The 16359-nt window shown below is 62.9% G+C and carries 14 protein-coding genes; 12 read left to right on the top strand and 2 right to left on the bottom strand.

Annotated features, from left to right (window positions below; all coding sequences use genetic code 11):
* Nucleotides 1–200 precede the first annotated feature (200 nt).
* A complete protein-coding gene (locus tag ACE3PH_RS04825; protein WP_374316849.1) occupies nucleotides 201–998 on the bottom strand; it encodes a hypothetical protein in 798 nt (265 codons plus the stop codon).
* Nucleotides 999–1780: 782 nt separating this feature from the next.
* On the opposite strand from ACE3PH_RS04825, the gene ACE3PH_RS04820 reads away from it, so the two are divergent.
* From ACE3PH_RS04820 to ACE3PH_RS04810, 3 genes are all read left to right on the top strand, one after another.
* On the top strand, nucleotides 1781–2041 hold the full coding sequence (locus tag ACE3PH_RS04820) for a hypothetical protein (RefSeq protein WP_374316848.1): 261 nt from the start codon (nucleotides 1781–1783) through the stop codon (nucleotides 2039–2041).
* A 319-nt stretch (nucleotides 2042–2360) separates the two neighbouring features.
* A complete protein-coding gene (locus ACE3PH_RS04815) occupies nucleotides 2361–2786 on the top strand; it encodes a DUF6573 family protein (RefSeq protein WP_374316847.1) in 426 nt (141 codons plus the stop codon).
* Nucleotides 2787–2825: 39 nt separating this feature from the next.
* A complete protein-coding gene (locus tag ACE3PH_RS04810) occupies nucleotides 2826–3023 on the top strand; it encodes a hypothetical protein (RefSeq protein ID WP_374316846.1) in 198 nt (65 codons plus the stop codon).
* A 5-nt stretch (nucleotides 3024–3028) separates the two neighbouring features.
* Here the strand turns inward: ACE3PH_RS04810 and ACE3PH_RS04805 are convergent, their stop codons facing one another.
* Nucleotides 3029–3421 (bottom strand): helix-turn-helix transcriptional regulator, encoded by a 393-nt coding sequence (locus ACE3PH_RS04805; protein WP_374316845.1) that lies wholly within the window; start codon nucleotides 3419–3421, stop codon nucleotides 3029–3031.
* 447 nt (nucleotides 3422–3868) lie between these two features.
* Between ACE3PH_RS04805 and ACE3PH_RS04800 the strand changes: the two genes are divergently transcribed.
* The 9 genes from ACE3PH_RS04800 (at nucleotide 3869) to mcrC (ending at nucleotide 16004) form a co-directional block, all read left to right on the top strand.
* Nucleotides 3869–4237, top strand: a complete 369-nt coding sequence (locus ACE3PH_RS04800) for a hypothetical protein (RefSeq protein ID WP_374316844.1) — start codon at nucleotides 3869–3871, stop codon at nucleotides 4235–4237.
* 71 nt (nucleotides 4238–4308) lie between these two features.
* Complete coding sequence (locus ACE3PH_RS04795) at nucleotides 4309–4647, top strand: hypothetical protein (protein WP_374316843.1); 339 nt, start codon at nucleotides 4309–4311, stop codon at nucleotides 4645–4647.
* Nucleotides 4644–5543, top strand: a complete 900-nt coding sequence (locus ACE3PH_RS04790; protein ID WP_374316842.1) for a replication protein RepA — start codon at nucleotides 4644–4646, stop codon at nucleotides 5541–5543. Before ACE3PH_RS04795 ends, ACE3PH_RS04790 begins: the two co-directional genes overlap by 4 nt.
* Nucleotides 5540–6595 (top strand): integrase, encoded by a 1056-nt coding sequence (locus ACE3PH_RS04785; protein WP_374316841.1) that lies wholly within the window; start codon nucleotides 5540–5542, stop codon nucleotides 6593–6595. Before ACE3PH_RS04790 ends, ACE3PH_RS04785 begins: the two co-directional genes overlap by 4 nt.
* A gap of 109 nt (nucleotides 6596–6704) precedes the next feature.
* Nucleotides 6705–7820, top strand: coding sequence for a Fic family protein (locus tag ACE3PH_RS04780; protein WP_374316840.1), 1116 nt, complete (start codon nucleotides 6705–6707; stop codon nucleotides 7818–7820).
* Between the two features lie 20 nt (nucleotides 7821–7840).
* Nucleotides 7841–9697: a site-specific DNA-methyltransferase gene (locus ACE3PH_RS04775; protein ID WP_374316839.1), complete on the top strand. Its 1857-nt coding sequence runs from the start codon at nucleotides 7841–7843 to the stop codon at nucleotides 9695–9697.
* Nucleotides 9694–12456 (top strand): DEAD/DEAH box helicase, encoded by a 2763-nt coding sequence (locus tag ACE3PH_RS04770; RefSeq protein WP_374316838.1) that lies wholly within the window; start codon nucleotides 9694–9696, stop codon nucleotides 12454–12456. The genes ACE3PH_RS04775 and ACE3PH_RS04770 overlap by 4 nt, the downstream gene beginning before the upstream one ends.
* Nucleotides 12457–12678: 222 nt before the next feature.
* Nucleotides 12679–14883, top strand: coding sequence for an McrB family protein (locus ACE3PH_RS04765; RefSeq protein ID WP_374316837.1), 2205 nt, complete (start codon nucleotides 12679–12681; stop codon nucleotides 14881–14883).
* Nucleotides 14883–16004: a 5-methylcytosine-specific restriction endonuclease system specificity protein McrC gene (mcrC, locus tag ACE3PH_RS04760; RefSeq protein WP_374316836.1), complete on the top strand. Its 1122-nt coding sequence runs from the start codon at nucleotides 14883–14885 to the stop codon at nucleotides 16002–16004. The genes ACE3PH_RS04765 and mcrC overlap by 1 nt, the downstream gene beginning before the upstream one ends.
* Nucleotides 16005–16359 lie beyond the last annotated feature (355 nt).

Here is a 16359-nt window from a genome sequence, read left to right as displayed (position 1 = left end):
GATGCTCTTCATGCTCGACCTATGCTCAGCGAAGCCGCCCATAAAACCGCCCCCGGCCGCAGTTACGCAGCCAGGGGCGGGAACCAGTACGAGCGACGGCCGGTAACGCGAGCCGCAAGGTTGACGCCAGGACTTGGGGCATCAACGAGAAGGTTCTCGTGCAGCGCGGTACCAGCCTTGGCCGCGCTCCATTGCCTTCATTACTTTGGGAACAATGTGTCCTCGAAACTGTATAGCGCGGATTCGAAGGATGACAGCGCATCGACCTGCTGCGCCGTCCATCCGGCGCCTGTAAGGTCCTTACGTAGCTTCGCCTCGAAGGCCGGGGTGCAGATGAAGATCACGCGCCCCCACACCTGCCCCGGCCCCAGCAGTCGGGCGCCGTCACGGCGGGTGCTGTCCTGCAAAACCTTGCCCAGCCAGACCAACAACGCCCGATAGTCCCGGGAGTTTTTTCGGGAACGCTCGACTTCGACCCAGTGCACGCGGTCGCCGCTGCGCAACAGCACGTCCGGCCGCTTGCCTGCGATGCCCGCCTCGCCGCCAAGCCAAAGGCCCTGCGCAATCTCGCGTTCTGTCGATGCCCGGAAGCCTTGCACCATGCCCGCAATCGCGACCTCGTTGGCGATGCAGCGGTGCCGGTAGTACGCGCTGCTGAAGCCGCGCACCACGTCCTTGCCGCTGATTGCCGTAACGCCCGCGTCCTTCAGCGCCCGCGCGCCGCCTTCGGACAGCGCGTAGAGGCGGCTTCCATCCGGCCCCTGTGCCGTGATGACCAACCGCGCATCGCGCAAGCGACGCATCGTGCGCTGCGCCATCCGTACCGCTGAAGCTGTCGGCGCCGTCGGTCCCACGCCAGGCGTGCCGCTTGGCCTGGAAGCCCATCGCCGCCAGCACAGCGCGGCAAGGTCGCGCGTGCGCAGCCAGCCAAATCGGTGCAGCGCCCGCAGGACACGGGCTTCGTTCTCGCGGGCGACCTGTCGCCCGTCCTTGCGCATGAGTGTTGTCATGCTCTGTATAGCGCGGCGACCCGTTCATCCCCGTGTGCGACGGGGAGCGAACAGGGGGGAACGAACAGCCGCGATGCGGCTGAAGCACACCGCCCCCTTCTTCCCGGCTGGACGCCGGGCGGGGGCTTGTCCGGGCTGGACGCCCGGCCATGCGCTCACGAATACAGGCGCCCCCACGCCTTCCGTGCCCCGCCTTCAGCGGGCCACTCCACGCGCGGGCAAGTGTCTCCACCCGGCTCGCTGGACGCGATTGGGCTTCGGTCTGCGCGTTGCCAGACTAGACCCACTTGCCCGCGCCTGCGGCGTGGGGCGCGGGCTTTCGCCCCCACCTCGCAACCGCCGCGCTGGGGCACGGCTACCGCGACGGCGACGGGCTGCGCCCTGCCTGCGGTTTCCAAGGCGGCTCCCCCGGCGACGCGCCGACCCTGTGGGCAGGGTGCGGCGTGTCGGGCAGCGGCTGGACGCCTTGCCCCGCTGTGCCACTGCGCTTCGCTCCGCTGCCGAGCGGCCCCCACTCCGCCCCCGTGCCTGCGGCACCAAGGCTGCGCGCCTGTCGGCTTGCTTCAACAGCCGGCCCGCACCGACTGCCGGCGGCAGACGATGCAGGCCAGTTCCCGTGACGCCATCACGGAAACGCAGACAGGTTCTCGTGGCGATCAGCCACGAGAACCACATGGCGGCACGTGACGGCATCACACCGCAATGCCGTGTTCCCGTGACGAGTCTCAGCGCCAACACCGTCATGCCCCGTCACGCGCGCTATACCGGGGATGCGAGACAAACACGACCACGTCACCCTTGACCTTGACCTGCTGCTTGCCGTGGAAGCAGCGCCAACCCCTGTTTGCCAGGCCAAGCGCAAGCCCGGCCGGCCAACGAAGCCCGACGCCCTCAGCGATGCCGAGCGCGCCCGACGCTACCGCGCGCGCAAGAAAGCCCGCCTCGCCGAACTGCGAGACGAGACAGTGCCGGTCAGCTCGACCGTCATTGACCTGAGCGCGCTTCCGCCATGGAAGCGCAAGGCGGCTTGAGCCGCCGCCGGGTTGCCGCCAAGCCCTTCGACATCACTGCCGCCGTTCTCCCGAGGTCCGTCGCGTCATCTGCGATGTGACCTCAATTCGTCCCGACTGCACAGGCCCTGCAGGCACTTCGTGCGCCCCTGCACCCGGTCCCCTGCGGGGCTGCGGCTTTGGTGGCGCTTGTTCCGTCGCTCCGCCTTGCGGTGCCCATGCGCAGGCGACGAACTCAGAAGAACGGCGGCAGCAATGCCAGCGGGCCCCATGCGACACACCGGGAAAGGCATGGATGCAGGCTCGGAATCTTGAAGCCCGGCAGCACTTGGAGAACACCATGCATGAAGAACTGACGGACAGCGCCCTGAACACCCTCTTCGGGGAGGTCATCCACCGCTACACGCGCGCGCAGGCGCTGGCGGATGGGATGTTGGTAGACGTGACCGAAACTGCACAGGAAGCAGGCTTCCGGGTGCCAGTGGCCCTGACTGCGGCAGCTTGGGGCAAGGCAGTTGCGTGGACGGATGCCGACTCAGCACGGCAAACGCCGCAAGACGAGTCCGGCCGGTTGTGGGATGTCGTGTGGATGGCCTACATCGCCGCCCGCCGGGCCAGCGGCGGTTGCCGCGTGCCCTTCCAAGTTCATGTCGTGCCGCGTGGCGGGAAGGCGATGAACCCCCGCCCCCTGACGCTGCACATGCACATCGGCCCGGGCGATGAAGCAGAACCGGTCATCACGGTCATGAACCCGGACGAAGACTGAGCCACACGCCCGCCCGATCCGGGCGGGCAAGCACCAACCATGAAGGAACAGCAGATGCACAACGAACCCAACGGCGACGGTCCCGACATCAACCCGGCGACTGGCCTGCCGCTCATTGAGGACACGTACATCGACGTGGGCGGCAGCCCCTACGGGCAAGACATCCACCCGCCGGTTTGGCAGCCGCCAGCCCCGGAACCGTACTGGCCGCCGGCCGACTGCGGCGACGGGTGGTGAAGGCGTCAGTTCAGCCCTTGGAGCCGGGCAAGCTTGCGTTCGGTGCTGGCGCGCAGACGCGAGGCGGCTTTGTCCGAGCTGGAGGCTTCGCGGCGGGATGGCGCGGGTGTGGGCACCAAGCGCAGTTCAGCCGGTGCAGGCTCGGACTCCACTGCCTGAGCTTCTTGCAGCCGGCGCGATAGCCAGCCGAAGTACACGTCCGGGTGCCAGTAGACCCGGTTGCCCAGCTTGGCGGGCGCAGGCAAGGTGCCGTCGTTTATCCAGTTCTCCACCGAGCGGATGGAGATGCCCAGCGAGTCGGCAACGGCTTGCTTGGTCAGCGGGGTGAAGGCGGAAGAGGTGGTCATCACAGGACCCATGTAGTAGAGGTCTTGTGTATAGGCAGAACACGCGGGCATGCGCGCAGCCAGCCGCAGAGCGGCTATACAGGAAGCACACCAGGTGGCCGATTTCCAGTGGCAAATCAGTGGCAATCGGGCAGGTTTGCCACTGCGTTTAGCTTCGCGCAGCTTCGCGAAGACAAGCGCAAGTCGTTGATTTACAATGACCTCGCCCATCCACAGAACAGCGTTTTAGGCAAGGATGCCCCGTTCGGGACGTAGAGGCCGGAGGTTCGAATCCTCTCACCCCGACCAGACAAAAAACGGAAAAGCCCAAGTGAATCAAGCACTTGGGCTTTTTTGCTTTTGAACGGCATTCATGTCGTTTCAAAGCAAATTTCCTGGGCCGGTGTCCCAAATTTGTCCCAAGGCTCCACATGGACATGAATGGCTGCGCTGAGGCGGCGCCGGCTTAGCCTTTGACAGCCCGGAAATTGCTCGCTACTGTCATGCACAACCATGTGCATGCTGCCCTACCTTCGAGCCCCCAAGCAGGCCCGCCAGATTGTGCGGGCGCTGGCCATGGACATGGGCTGGCGGTTCACGGCGGTTGGCGCACTGCTCGCCGTGCTCATGTTTTGGGTTGTGCCGCATGCACCTGATTCGATCTCAGCGCCCCTGACGCAGCTCATCGGGAGCTGGGTGCTGGCTTGCATTCTTGGCACGCTGGCCGCGATCTTGTGTGTCTGGGTACCCGCACACGACGATCTGCTCCGCTGCAAGAACGAGCTCTACGGCAAAGACAACAGCATCCGCTGGCCCGTGCGGCTCGATGGCTTCACGTCTGCCTCACTTCGCCGGGCCACCCCACCGCCCCGCGCCCGCCATCGCTGAACTTGCGTCGCAGCGCGCACTTGCGCTGCCATGGCGACCCTGTCGCCCAACGCTTCGCGATGGTGAAGAAGATGACCAAACACGCAGCCACCCAGATTGGTGGCGTACCTAGATGCGTTCTGATTGAAGAACTGTCGACCCTGATCGGCAAGGCCGAAACCACGATCCGGACTTGCGCGACCAACGAGAAGTACAAGCACCTGATCCCCAAGCCGTTCAAGATGCCGAATAGCAGGCGCCTGTGCTGGTGGGAGCATGAGGTGCTGGCCTGGATTGAATCCAATCGACCGGCAGAACCGCCTCCACCCAAACGCCCGCGCGGACGACCAACCAAGGTGGAGCAATTGGCCCGTGAACGGTGGGCTCGAACTTCCTCAGCTCGCGCGTGCGAGGCCGGAGGTGAGCAATGAGCGCCGAAAAGCTGATCAACGCCAGCGTCGCCATCAGCATGGATGCCCCCTCCGGTGATGAGCGGATGTTCTGCCACTCAATCATGAGCCAGATCGGACTGCCTCGTACGCAGGTCCAGGGCCGCGAGTTCCACCACAGCTTTGGCGCGGCTTGGCTGAGTATCCAGGCAGGATTGTTGGACGAGGGCACGGGGCCTGTCCTACAGCCTGTTCCATACGGCGCCACCGCACGGCTGGCACTCACCTGCATCTCAACACTCGCACGCAGACACCGAAGTCGTGAGGTAGATGTTGGCAGGCATGCATCAACGTTTCTATCCATGCTTGGCTATGACCTTCAGGGGCATCGCTACCGGATGTTGCGTAGGCAGATGCACGCCCTGGCTGCTTGTCGTTTGCAGCTCGGCTTCCAGGGACGAACGATCAACAGTCTGCCCATTCATCAGTTCGACGCCTGGCAACCTCGCTGGCTCGCTGGCGCCTCGCGATGGCCCGGCTTGCTTGTGTTGAGCACGGAGTTTTACGCCGACCTCATCGAGCACAGCGTTCCCCTAGATGGCCGGGCGTTGGCGACGCTCAAAGGGTCTGCGCTTGCGCTGGACATTTACACCTGGCTGGCCTATCGCCTTTATCAAATCCAAGGCAAGCCGGTCGAGATCACGTGGTCTGCGCTGATGCGACAGTTCGCCCATGATCCACGCGGGGCACACGCCGCCGAGACATTTCGCAAAGGATTTCTCCAGGCGCTACACAAGGTGCTGATGGTCTATCCAAAGGCAAAGGTCACCCGATACCCCGGTGGACTGGAGCTTCATGCTTCACCACCGCCTGTGGCACCAAAAGCCTTCGAGGCGAGCCCGTCGCTGCGTCCTCCGTGCCAAGAGAGGGCTGCATGAGCAGCCTTATCCCAGCCCTGAAGGCCAAGATGCTTGAAAGCACCAAGCTTCTACAGCAGCTTGCGTCCGACCGCTCGCGCAATGCCGCGCGCTCGCCCGACACGGAGCACGACTACCTGCGGCTCGGGCAATCGCTGCTCACCCGAGCCAAGGTGGCGCAGGACGGGTTGATCGGCGTGGTGTCTGACACCCGACGCCCCTCCACGTTCCAGAAGCGCATGTCCGCCCTGCGGTTCACCCTGCAGCAAAGGCAGTTGGAATTGCTGGGCAGCATCATCGAACCCGTTTCGGATGAGCAGGCACAAAGACACATCGCTGCGTTCGACGAACAAATCGCGTGCGTGCAGGCCCTGCTCGAACTTCGGCGAAGAGGCCTGGGCGGTCTGCGAGCGCTACGCAACAGCAAACGGCGAGCCCTCAGTGGGCTTCCCCCTGACTGGCGCGTCCAACTCTGCAAGCGCGGCCGTGCGGGACGGTACGGCGCTGCCTTGCTGGTCGCCGCGCTGACGGGATGCCGCCCCAGCGAACTGGAGAGAGGCGTCAAGGTTTGGCAAACGCAGGATGCAGCGACGCAGGAGATCGAGATCCACTTTGAGGTCGCTGGTGCGAAGGTCAAACGGGAACAGGGGCAGCCGCATCGCCGCCTGACGTACGCGGCGGGAGACACGCATCCGTTGTTGTCGATGATCAAGGCGCTGTTGCCCGGCACGGCCGAGACCCCTGTCGTCGTTCAGGTCGCGAGCGCCATGAACTTCTCTGCAGAGGTACAGCGCTTAGCTGGCTGCTTGTGGCCTTCGCACCCGGACACCGTGACGGCGTATTGCCTCAGGCACCAATGGGGGGCGGATGCCAAGCGGAAGGGAGACGCAGACGCGGTCAGCCGGGGGCTGGGCCACCTATCCCGAAAGACTCAGAGGGTCTACGGCACCGCATCACAAGGCAAACCGGCGCATCGGCTGAAGCCACTGCGTATCGAGGCAGAGAGACCGGTCAAAGGCACAGCGCCTGAAGTGGCGCCTACCGATCCCGACGAACCGGAGTCCGCAAGCTGATCCGACAGGGCTAATTGGGGTAAACATCGAGTTATTGGGGTAATGAAGAGCAAACATACCCCAATTTGCAGTAGTATTACCCCATTCTTCCTCGTCCGGATGCTGCTGCATGCAATCACTCTCGCCAGACTACCTCGCCAAGCTGCGCTTCGACGCGCAGCAGCTGGCGACCCTGCGCGCCCTGGGTGAGTACAGGGGCAAGCAGCAGCTCTTCGTGGCGCAGTCGCCGGAGGTCTTGAGCGACCTGCGGCAAGTGGCAGTGGTCGAGTCCACCGAGTCCTCTAACCGCCTGGAAGGCGTGGTCGTCGCCGCGCACCGGCTCAAGTCACTGGTGCTCAAGAATGCCACGCCGCAAAGCCGTTCCGAGCAAGAGGTGGCAGGCTACCGCGATGCCCTCGGTCTGATCCATGAGAGCGGCGAGCAGATGCCGTTTTCCGAAGGCACGGTCCTGCAGCTGCACGGCATGCTGTACCGCTACATGCCCCAACCAGGCGGGCACTGGAAGGCCACCAACAACGACATCGTCGAGCGCCACCCCGATGGCAGCTCACGCATCCGCTTTCGCCCGGTTGCCGCGCACCTCACGCCCATCGCGATGGCGGACCTGATCGCGCGCTACCGCTTGGCCTTGGATCAGCACTTGGCAGACCCCTTGGTGCTGGTGCCGTTGGCCATCCTCGACTTCCTGTGCATTCACCCCTTCCCGGATGGCAACGGCCGCATGGCACGTCTGCTCACCCTGCAGCTGCTCTATCACTTCGACTATGCAGTGGGCCGCTTCATCAGCCTGGAGCGCATCTTCGAAGAATCGAAGGAAAGCTACTACGAAACGCTGGAAGCCAGCTCCCAGGGCTGGCACGAGACCGCACACGACATCGCCCCGTGGCTCGATTACTTCTGGGGCGCACTGCTGCGCGCCTACAAGGAATTTGAAGAGCGCGTGGGCACCATCGAGCGAGGCCGTGGCGCCAAGGGCGACCGCGTTCGCTCTGAAATTCTCAAACGCCAACTGCCCTTCTCCATCTCGGAGATCGAAGAGGCCTGCCCCGGCATCAGCCGCGACATGGTGCGCGTGATCCTTCGCGCCATGAAGGCCGAGGGGGTGATTGCCCCTACGGGCAAGGGCCGCGCGGCGAAATGGAAGCAAACCGGGTTGCAGAGCACGCCCACACCCAACGACACCCGCAACGGAATCGGGCCAGGGAGCCCCTCAGCAAAGACATGAAAAACACTGGAAAGCAAAACTTGCTGGACAGCTTGGGGCAGATGTCAGCCCCGGAGCTGCGTCGGCTGCTGACTGAACACCTGACCCGCCAGAAGCTCGGCCTGTACTGGGAACGCGACGCCATTGAGCACGACAAGGCGCTGAATGCCAACGTCGTACTGCCACGCCTCGTGCCCGAGTGGAGCCACACGCCCGAGGGCTGCACTGAGCACCGAAACTTGATCATCGAAGGCGACAACTTCGACAGCCTGCGTTTGCTACGGGCCACCCACGCCGGCAAGGTACGGGTGATCTACATCGACCCGCCTTACAACACAGGCAACAAGGACTGGGTCTACAACGACAGCTACGTTGGCCAGAACGACCGCTGGCGGCACAGCCAGTGGTTGGAATTTCTATATCAACGCCTGACGCTTGCGCGAGATCTGCTCAGCAGCGATGGCGTCATCATGGTCAGCATCAACGACGAGAACCGCGCCCGGCTTGAACTGCTGATGGATGAGATTTTCCCCGGCAGACGCCTTGGAACGATCGTATGGCGGACGCGCCAGGGCTCCAATGCGGACCAACAGTGCTTCTTGTCCGTGGATCACGAACACGTTCTGGTCTATGGCAACCCTGGATTTGCGTTCAAGGGCTTCGACAAGAGCTACGAGATGTACAGCAACCCGGACGGAGATCCGCGAGGAGACTGGCGAACAAGCGACTTAACTCTTGGCTTTTCCTACAAAGAGCGACCAAATCTCTACTATCCGCTGGTTGACCCGAAAACCGGCATCCACTATCCGCCGAACCCAGATCGCATCTGGGTCTATGCCAGCGAAACGCGCTTAAAGCCAGGCCAGACTCTTCAGGCGAAGAGCATGGAAGAGTTTGGGCGACTCGGTCAAATCTTGTTCCCACAGGACCAAAGGGTTGAGACCTGGAACACGCTGGAAGACTTGCTGAAAGCGATTGACGCGGGTGATGTCCCTCGGAGCGGCAAGACGCCCATCCTGAGACGGGATCTCCCGGACCTTGAACAGTGGGTTGGCAAACCGGTCGGTTTCGGCCGCCCCCAATTCAAACGTTACAAAGCCGATCTGCGCAACCAGACCCAACCTCTGTCGAGTTGGATCGTGCCAAGCTTCGAGGAAGGGACCTACGAGGCTGAAGCCAACCTGACCTCCGCCACCAATCAAGAGGGCGCACGCCAAGTTGCCCAGATTTTTGGCGACCGCGCATTCAACTACGCCAAGCCGGCATCTCTGATCAAGGGACTGCTGGCCCAGGCAGCACGTCCCGACGACATCGTGCTGGATTTCTTCGCCGGTTCGGGCACGACGGGTCAGGTCGTCATGGAACTCAATGCGGAGGATGGCGGTCGCCGTCGGTTCATTCTGTGTAGCAGCACGGAGGCCAATGACAAAGAGCCTGCCAAAAACCTGTGCCGCGATGTGTGTGCGGAACGCATCCGCAGAGTTATGCAGGGCTATGGGGGCAAAGACGCCCACAGCTTGGATCGCGGCGGCGAGTTCGCCTATCTGCAACTCGACAAGCTGGACGCAGCCGATGTGGCACTGGATGCCACAGCGGACCATGCAAGCACTCTGCTGACCATGCGCCACGCGGCGGCTGCGCCTGTGACACATCAAAGTGGCGCAGTCCGCCTCATTGCCAAGGGTGCCGACTGGCTGATGGCGCTGTGCCCCACCGTCAATGAGCAGGTGCTCGACGCGTTGTGCGGCTTGCCAGACCGGCACCAAGTGGCTCGTCTGGTGATTTACGCCCCACGCCCCAAGGCCTTGGCCGCCTTGTTGGCTGAGCGCGGCCTCGAGGCGCAAGTGCACGCGCTGCGCCAAGCACTGATTCAAGGCCAGGGAGGCCGCCAACGATGAACACGCCCGACACGCCAACAACCACGATGCCCACAGCACAGCCCAAGTTCCAAGCCACGCTGGACCTGGCAGTCCGAGCCTCAATGCATCAGCCCGAGCAGTTCCAGGCAGAACTGATGAACAACATCACCAAGGCTTTGTTGCGCACGCCATCACCGCCGTGCCTGCTGCGTGCACCCACGGGCTCGGGCAAGACATTTGTCATGGGCCAAGTCTTGCAACGCGTCGGGACGCAGCGCAACGTGCTGTGGTTTTGGTTTGTTCCATTCGTGACACTGGTGGGGCAAACGCTGGATTCGCTGCTGCAACACGCATCTGGCCTGTCGCCCGTGCTGTTTTCGCAGGGGCGCAATCAGGACCTGGGTGCGGGCACGGTACTCATTTCCACCGCACAAGGCGTGGCGCGCGCCCAATGGCGCACCAAAGGCTACGACGCCGATGCCGACGACGATGTGCGCACCTTGGCGGCCTTGGTCGCGCGCGCGCGTGCCAAGGGCTTGCAGATTGGCCTGGTGGTGGATGAAGCACACATCGGCCTGGACAAGAGCACCGAGTTCGGCAAGTTTGCGCACTGGCTGCAGGCGGACTACCTCCTCATGGCGACCGCCACGCCCAAGGACCAGCGGCTGACCGACTTCCTGGCCCATGCCGGCTACAGCGGGCAGGAGCACTTCTCGGTCAGCCGGGATGATGTCGTCAAGGCCAGGCTGAACAAGCAGTACATCGAGGCGGTGGTGTACAGCTTGGGCACCACCATGCAGCAGGTGACCGACTTGCGCCGCACGGTGCTGCGCCAGGCTTGGGCACGCAATGTGTTGATCGGCCAACGGCTGCAGCAAGCTGGCATTGCCTGCACGCCTTTGCTGCTGGTGCAGGTTGCCAATGGCGAGCGCACCGTGGACGAGGCCGCTGAAGAGCTGATGCGGCAGTGCAACGTGCCGCCCGAAGCCATTGGCAAACACTCTGCCGATGAACCCGACCCGGTGTTGATGGCCGCGATTGCCAACGACACCACCAAACAGGTGCTGATCTTCAAACAGTCGGCCGGCACGGGCTTCGACGCCCCGCGCGCTTTCGTTCTGGCCAGCACCAAGCCCGTGAATGACGCGGACTTCGCCATGCAGTTCATTGGCCGAGTCATGCGAGTGGCACGGCAGGTTCGCGAAGGTTTCCCCAAACCGCAACCCATTCCCGCTGAGCTGAACACTGCCTACGTGTACCTGGGCAATGCCCAGGCACAGGCGGGGTTTGAAGCTGCGGTACAGGCCACCAGCGCGGTGAAGAGCCAGCTTGAAGGGCAGACCGAGAAGCTGATGACCCGCCATACCGTGGCCGGGGGCGTGGTTTACACCAATCGGCCCACGGCAGATCAGCCCCTGAGCTACAACCTGGGGCTACCCGGCACGCAGGCGACTGTCCCACCCGAAGCGTCAGAGCCCACGCCAACATCTCCGTCATGGTTGCCCACTGCGGGCGGTGCTGCACCTCAGCCGTGGGGGCAGGATTTGTTCGGCGACCCGACGTGGACGCTCGACACCCAGGCTGCAGAACCCGCGCAGAAAAAGCCCGCTCGCATCGACAAGCCACGCACGCGTTCTGAGGTCTTGACCGCCTTGAATGAGAACCGGCTGAAAGCCTTCCATCGCAAAGGCAACCTGCCCACCCTGGGCGCCGCGCTCAAGTCTGAGGAAAAGCCTTCGATGGTCGATCTCTCGGCCATCTCGCTGCAGGTCGCGCAGTCGCTGGAGATCGGTTCCACCCTGGCCCAGACAGCAGTCAACGCAGCCCTCAACCGAGTGCGGCAGAAGGAGCTTCACAAGGAACTCACCGAAGGCACCAGCTATGCCGAGGACATACAGGTTGTGACGGATCGCGCCGCCTTGGCGCGAGAGGCGATGGCAGCCCTGGAAGAGCTTCCCCATGCAGAGGAAGAGGACTATCGCATCATCGTTCAGGCGATTTCTGCCCGCTTGAAGCCGACGTTGGACGCTGCGCTTGAGGCGGCGCCTTCCCAGGTGGCGCTGTCAGAGCAAGACCTGGTGCGCCTGTCGCGGGATGCGGCTCACTGGGTCATCCGCGACTGCGCGCAGGAGCTTCGCGAAGCCATCTTCCAAGCCATTGCGGACCAGGCAAAGCAGGTGGATGCCCAACCCCTACCCGATGTGATGATCTTCCCGGAAGACCTTCCACTCGAAGCCTCCAGCAAGAACATCTACGGTGTGCTGCCCCCATCCACCGAGGACGCACAGGACGTGGAGACGGTGCTCTTCATGGACGAACGGAATTGGTGGACGGATCAGCTGTTCGCATTCGACGACGGCAGCACCTTCAGCGTGGGACGGTATGACGGTTGGGTGAAGCTCAACACCCTGGAGCAGGCGTTCGCCAGAGCGCTCGACGAAGCTGATTTTGTCCATTGGTGGCATCGGAACCCGGACAAAAAGCCCTACTCGGTCCGCGTGGTGCGGGCTGAGCACGACCACTACTTCTATCCCGATTTCGTGGTCTGTGTGTCACATGAGGCCGGTGAAGCACCCATGCAGCGTCTGCTGGAAACCAAGGAGAGCACCAAGGATGCCGCACGCAAGTCCCAGCACTTCCCGGCCGCTTACGGCAAGGTTCTGTTTCTCACGCCAGACGGCAATCGCCTGCGGTGGGTGAATGACGATGGCAGTCTCGGTGAGGTGGTCAAGCTGACAGAGACGAATGCGATCCAGACGAAGCTAAAGGCATCTCAGCACACTTGTCAGCCTGTTTGAATCAACTGCCAAGGACACAGGCGTGCAGCACACAACTCAAACAAAAGAACCCCTCAGCAGCGCCCCGGCGTTCAGAGCCAGGACATCGAGAGGGGCCGTGTTGCGCGAGATTGTCCGAGTAGATGGTGTCTAGGTCAACGCCCGTTCAGACGCACGGCTGCGATGGTTGCGGGCCGCGAGCTAGCTTGCCGCTGAAGGCACAAAAAAGACAAAGGGAGAGGCATGTCAGAACAAATCAGCAGTCAACCCTCAGGCACCACCTGGTTCGTCGGAGCCAGCTTCGGTCACACCGATGATCAGAGCGCCCGCTTCCTCGACGAAGGTATCTGGGAGATCAGCAGCCCCAGCCAGAAGGAACAGGCGCTGGTTCGCTCCATGCGGCCGGGTGAGCGCATTGCCATCAAGGCTGCGTATGTGCGCAAGCACGGTCTGCCTTTCGACAACCGTCAGCAGACGGTGTCTGTCATGGGCATCAAGGCCACAGGCGTCATCACCGAAAACCCACAGGACGGTGAGCGCGTCAAAGTGCAGTGGCAGCCCGCCGAAGGCGTGCGCGAGTGGTACTTCTACACCTACCGCCCCACCATCTGGCGCGTTGTGCCCGGCGAATGGAATGCGGATGCGCTGATCGAGTTCGCATTCAACGGCAAGCCCCAAGACATCGAGCGATTCCGCAACGCCCCGTACTGGAAGGACCGCTTCGGCACCCTGTTCCAGTGGGCGGACTTCTACGAGGCCATCGCAGAAAAGCTGCTGGCGTACGCAAGCGACCGAGTGCCGCTCATTCAGGGCATCCACCAGATTGCTCAGCATGTGCAGGGCCTGGGCTATCTGCAAGACAAATTCCCAGACGGAAGCAGCGGCCCACTGCAGGACATCTGCCCGTTCACGGTGATGGGCACGTTCAACCGAGGCATGACGGACGCCAACCGCAAGCTGATTGCTGCAGAGCTGGCGAAGCTGCTCGGCGTCACCGTGCCTGTGCCCGGGACGTTCGAAGGCATCCCCGTGCTCAACAACCAGCGCTCCTGGTTCTTCCGCTACGCGGACAAGCGAGGGGCCGGAGACATTGATGCCCTCTGGCGCGTCTTTACTGCGGCGCAGACGCTGGTTGAAGATGACGGGCCGGGCACTCGCGACGAGTTCATCGAGGCCTATGACGCAGCGACCCAGGTCTGGGGTGTGGCGTGGAACCTGTCCACTGGCTTGTACTGGGCTGCGCCCTGGGAGTTTCCGACGCTGGACAGCCAGTCGCGGCACTACATCCAGAAGCGCCTGGGCGTTCCGATCACCACCCCAGCGCCGCAAGCGCCATGTGATGCGGCCACGTATTTGCAACTTGCCGACGACCTGCGTACGCGGTTCGCGGAGGAAGACTACCCGGTGCACAGCTTCCCGGAGTTGTCGCTGGCATCGTGGCAGTTCAAGGATGCAACGCCTGCGCCTCAGGAGGACGAAGTCACGCCGGACATGCCCGACGATGACTCAGGCGATGAGCTCGCAGCCGAAGTCGTCCAGTCTCAGGCCCCCATCGTTCCCTACTCGCTCGCCGACATCACGAGTGACGGCTGCTTTATGTCGGAGCCAGAGCTTGAGCAGTTACTGGACCGGCTGCGCATCAAGAAGAATCTGATCCTGCAAGGGCCACCCGGCACCGGCAAGACATGGCTGGCCAAGCGATTGGCCTTTGCCTTGATGGGGCAAAAGGACGAGAGCAAGGTCAGAGCCGTTCAGTTCCACCCGAATCTTTCGTACGAGGACTTCGTGCGCGGCTGGCGGCCTACTGGTGAAGGCAAGCTGACGCTTGCCGATGGCGTCTTCATGGAGGCGATCAAGGCTGCGAAGAAGGAGCCCGCAGCCAAGTTCGTCGTCGTCATCGAGGAGATCAACCGAGGCAATCCGGCCCAGGTGTTCGGTGAATTGCTGACGCTGCTGGAGGCAGGCAAGCGCACCCCCAGCGAGGCGTTGGAGCTGTGCTACCCGGATGCTGACGGCGTACGGCGGCCGGTCCACATCCCCGAGAACCTTCATGTCGTCGGCACCATGAACATCGCGGATCGGTCTTTGGCGCTGGTCGATCTGGCGTTGCGGCGCCGCTTTGCGTTTGTAAGCCTTGAGCCGCGCCTCGGCCCAGCATGGCGGAACTGGGTGGTTTCAGCCTGCGGTGTGGATGAAGCACTGGCGTCAGACATTGAGCGACGCATGGTCGAGCTGAACGAGCAGATTGCAGCGGATGCACGCCTGGGCAAGCAGTTCCGAATCGGTCACAGCTATGTCACGCCCGTGCATCGGCTGGATGCGGGCAGCACCCGGCGATGGTTCCAGCAAGTCGTGGACACAGAAATCGGCCCCCTGCTGGAAGAGTATTGGTTTGACTCCCCAGAGGAAGCGCGTCAGGCCACCGCACGGTTGCTGCAGGGCTGGTGATGGGTCTGATCGCGCCACCGATTTCCGCCGAGTCAGGGTTCACGCCCGGATTCGTGGGGCGCATTCCTGTGCGGAACCTGTGGCTGTTGATGCTGTATGCGTCGGACCTGTTTCGGACTGGCGGCACCGCCCATGTGGCGGTCGAAGAAAGCCCAGATGAGTTGCCCGATCTGGTGGCAGAAATTTTGGCCCATGCCGTTGAGACTCGGCTGCATCGTCAACTGAGCCTGGGCTACCGATCTCGGGAAGAGTGGCTCGGCCGCGTTCGCGGGCGCATCGATGTGCTGACCACTGAGCGGCGCCAGTTGCTGGATCGCGGCTTGGTGGCCTGCCGCTTTGCGGAGCTCACCATCGACACGCCACGGAATCGTTTCGTCCGCGCTGCATTAGAGTCCGTCGCCCGCCTGGTCAAGAAGCCAGTTGTCGCCTATCGGTGCCGATCTCTTGCTGCAGCGATGTGGTCCCGGGGCGTCGCAGGCCAGCCGCCGACCCGAGCCCAGATGAGCGCTGATCGATTCGGACGCCATGATGCGGACGACCAGTTCATGGTGGCAGCAGCCAAGCTTGCCTATGACCTGGCGCTACCCACGGAATCCGCAGGCGGCAACGTGCTGGCGATGCCTGGCCGGGAGGAGGATTGGGTTCGTCGTCTGTTTGAGCGCGCCGTTGGCGGCTTGTATGCCGTGGTGCTCAGTCCACTCGGGTGGCATATTCGTTGCGGCGCCACGCTGCAGTGGCAAATCTCGTCCAAGACGGAAGGTATTGATGACATCTTGCCTGCCATGCGGACCGACGTGGTGCTCGACCATGGTGGCTCGGGGCGACGTATCGTCATCGACACCAAGTTCACCTCCATCGTCACGGCAGGGTGGTATCGAGAGCAAAGCCTGCGCAGCGGCTACATCTACCAGATGTACGCCTATCTGCGGTCACAGGTCGGCTGTGGCGATGCACTGGCAGACTCGGCAAGCGGCCTGTTGTTGCACCCCGCCGTTGGAACGATGGTCGATGAGACAGTCGTCATCCAGGGTCATCCGATCCGCTTTGCGACCGTGGACTTGGCAGCGAAACCTGCAGAGATTCGTGTGCAGTTGCTGAAGTGCGTCGAGGTGCCATGCTGACGCGCTCCTGGCAGATCCCCTCCTTGAGTCGCCACACTGCTGGGCGACATGACGCCACACTGCGCGGCGGGGTGTCAGCACACTGCTGCCACATTGGGCGGAGACCTCTTCGCACAGAGTTCACACATGGCCCCCACCTGCTTCGCACAAAGCAGGCACCGGTCTTCGCGCAAGGGTTGGCACCGTCTGTCGCACACTCATGCTGGACGCACGTTCGCAGGGAGGCTGTCCCCACCGCATTCGGCACATTCTTTGAGTTCGCTTCTTCGAGCTCAAAGAATGTGGCCGCTGGGCGCCAAGCCCACAGGTTTGGTGGGCAGCGGCAGCTGGGGACAGTGCAGGAGAGAGATGCGTC

Source organism: Aquabacterium sp. (genome assembly GCF_041909175.1).
In the GTDB taxonomy this organism is placed as follows: Bacteria; Pseudomonadota; Gammaproteobacteria; order Burkholderiales; family Burkholderiaceae_C; genus Aquabacterium.
This window is presented reverse-complemented; position numbering and strand designations above follow the sequence as displayed.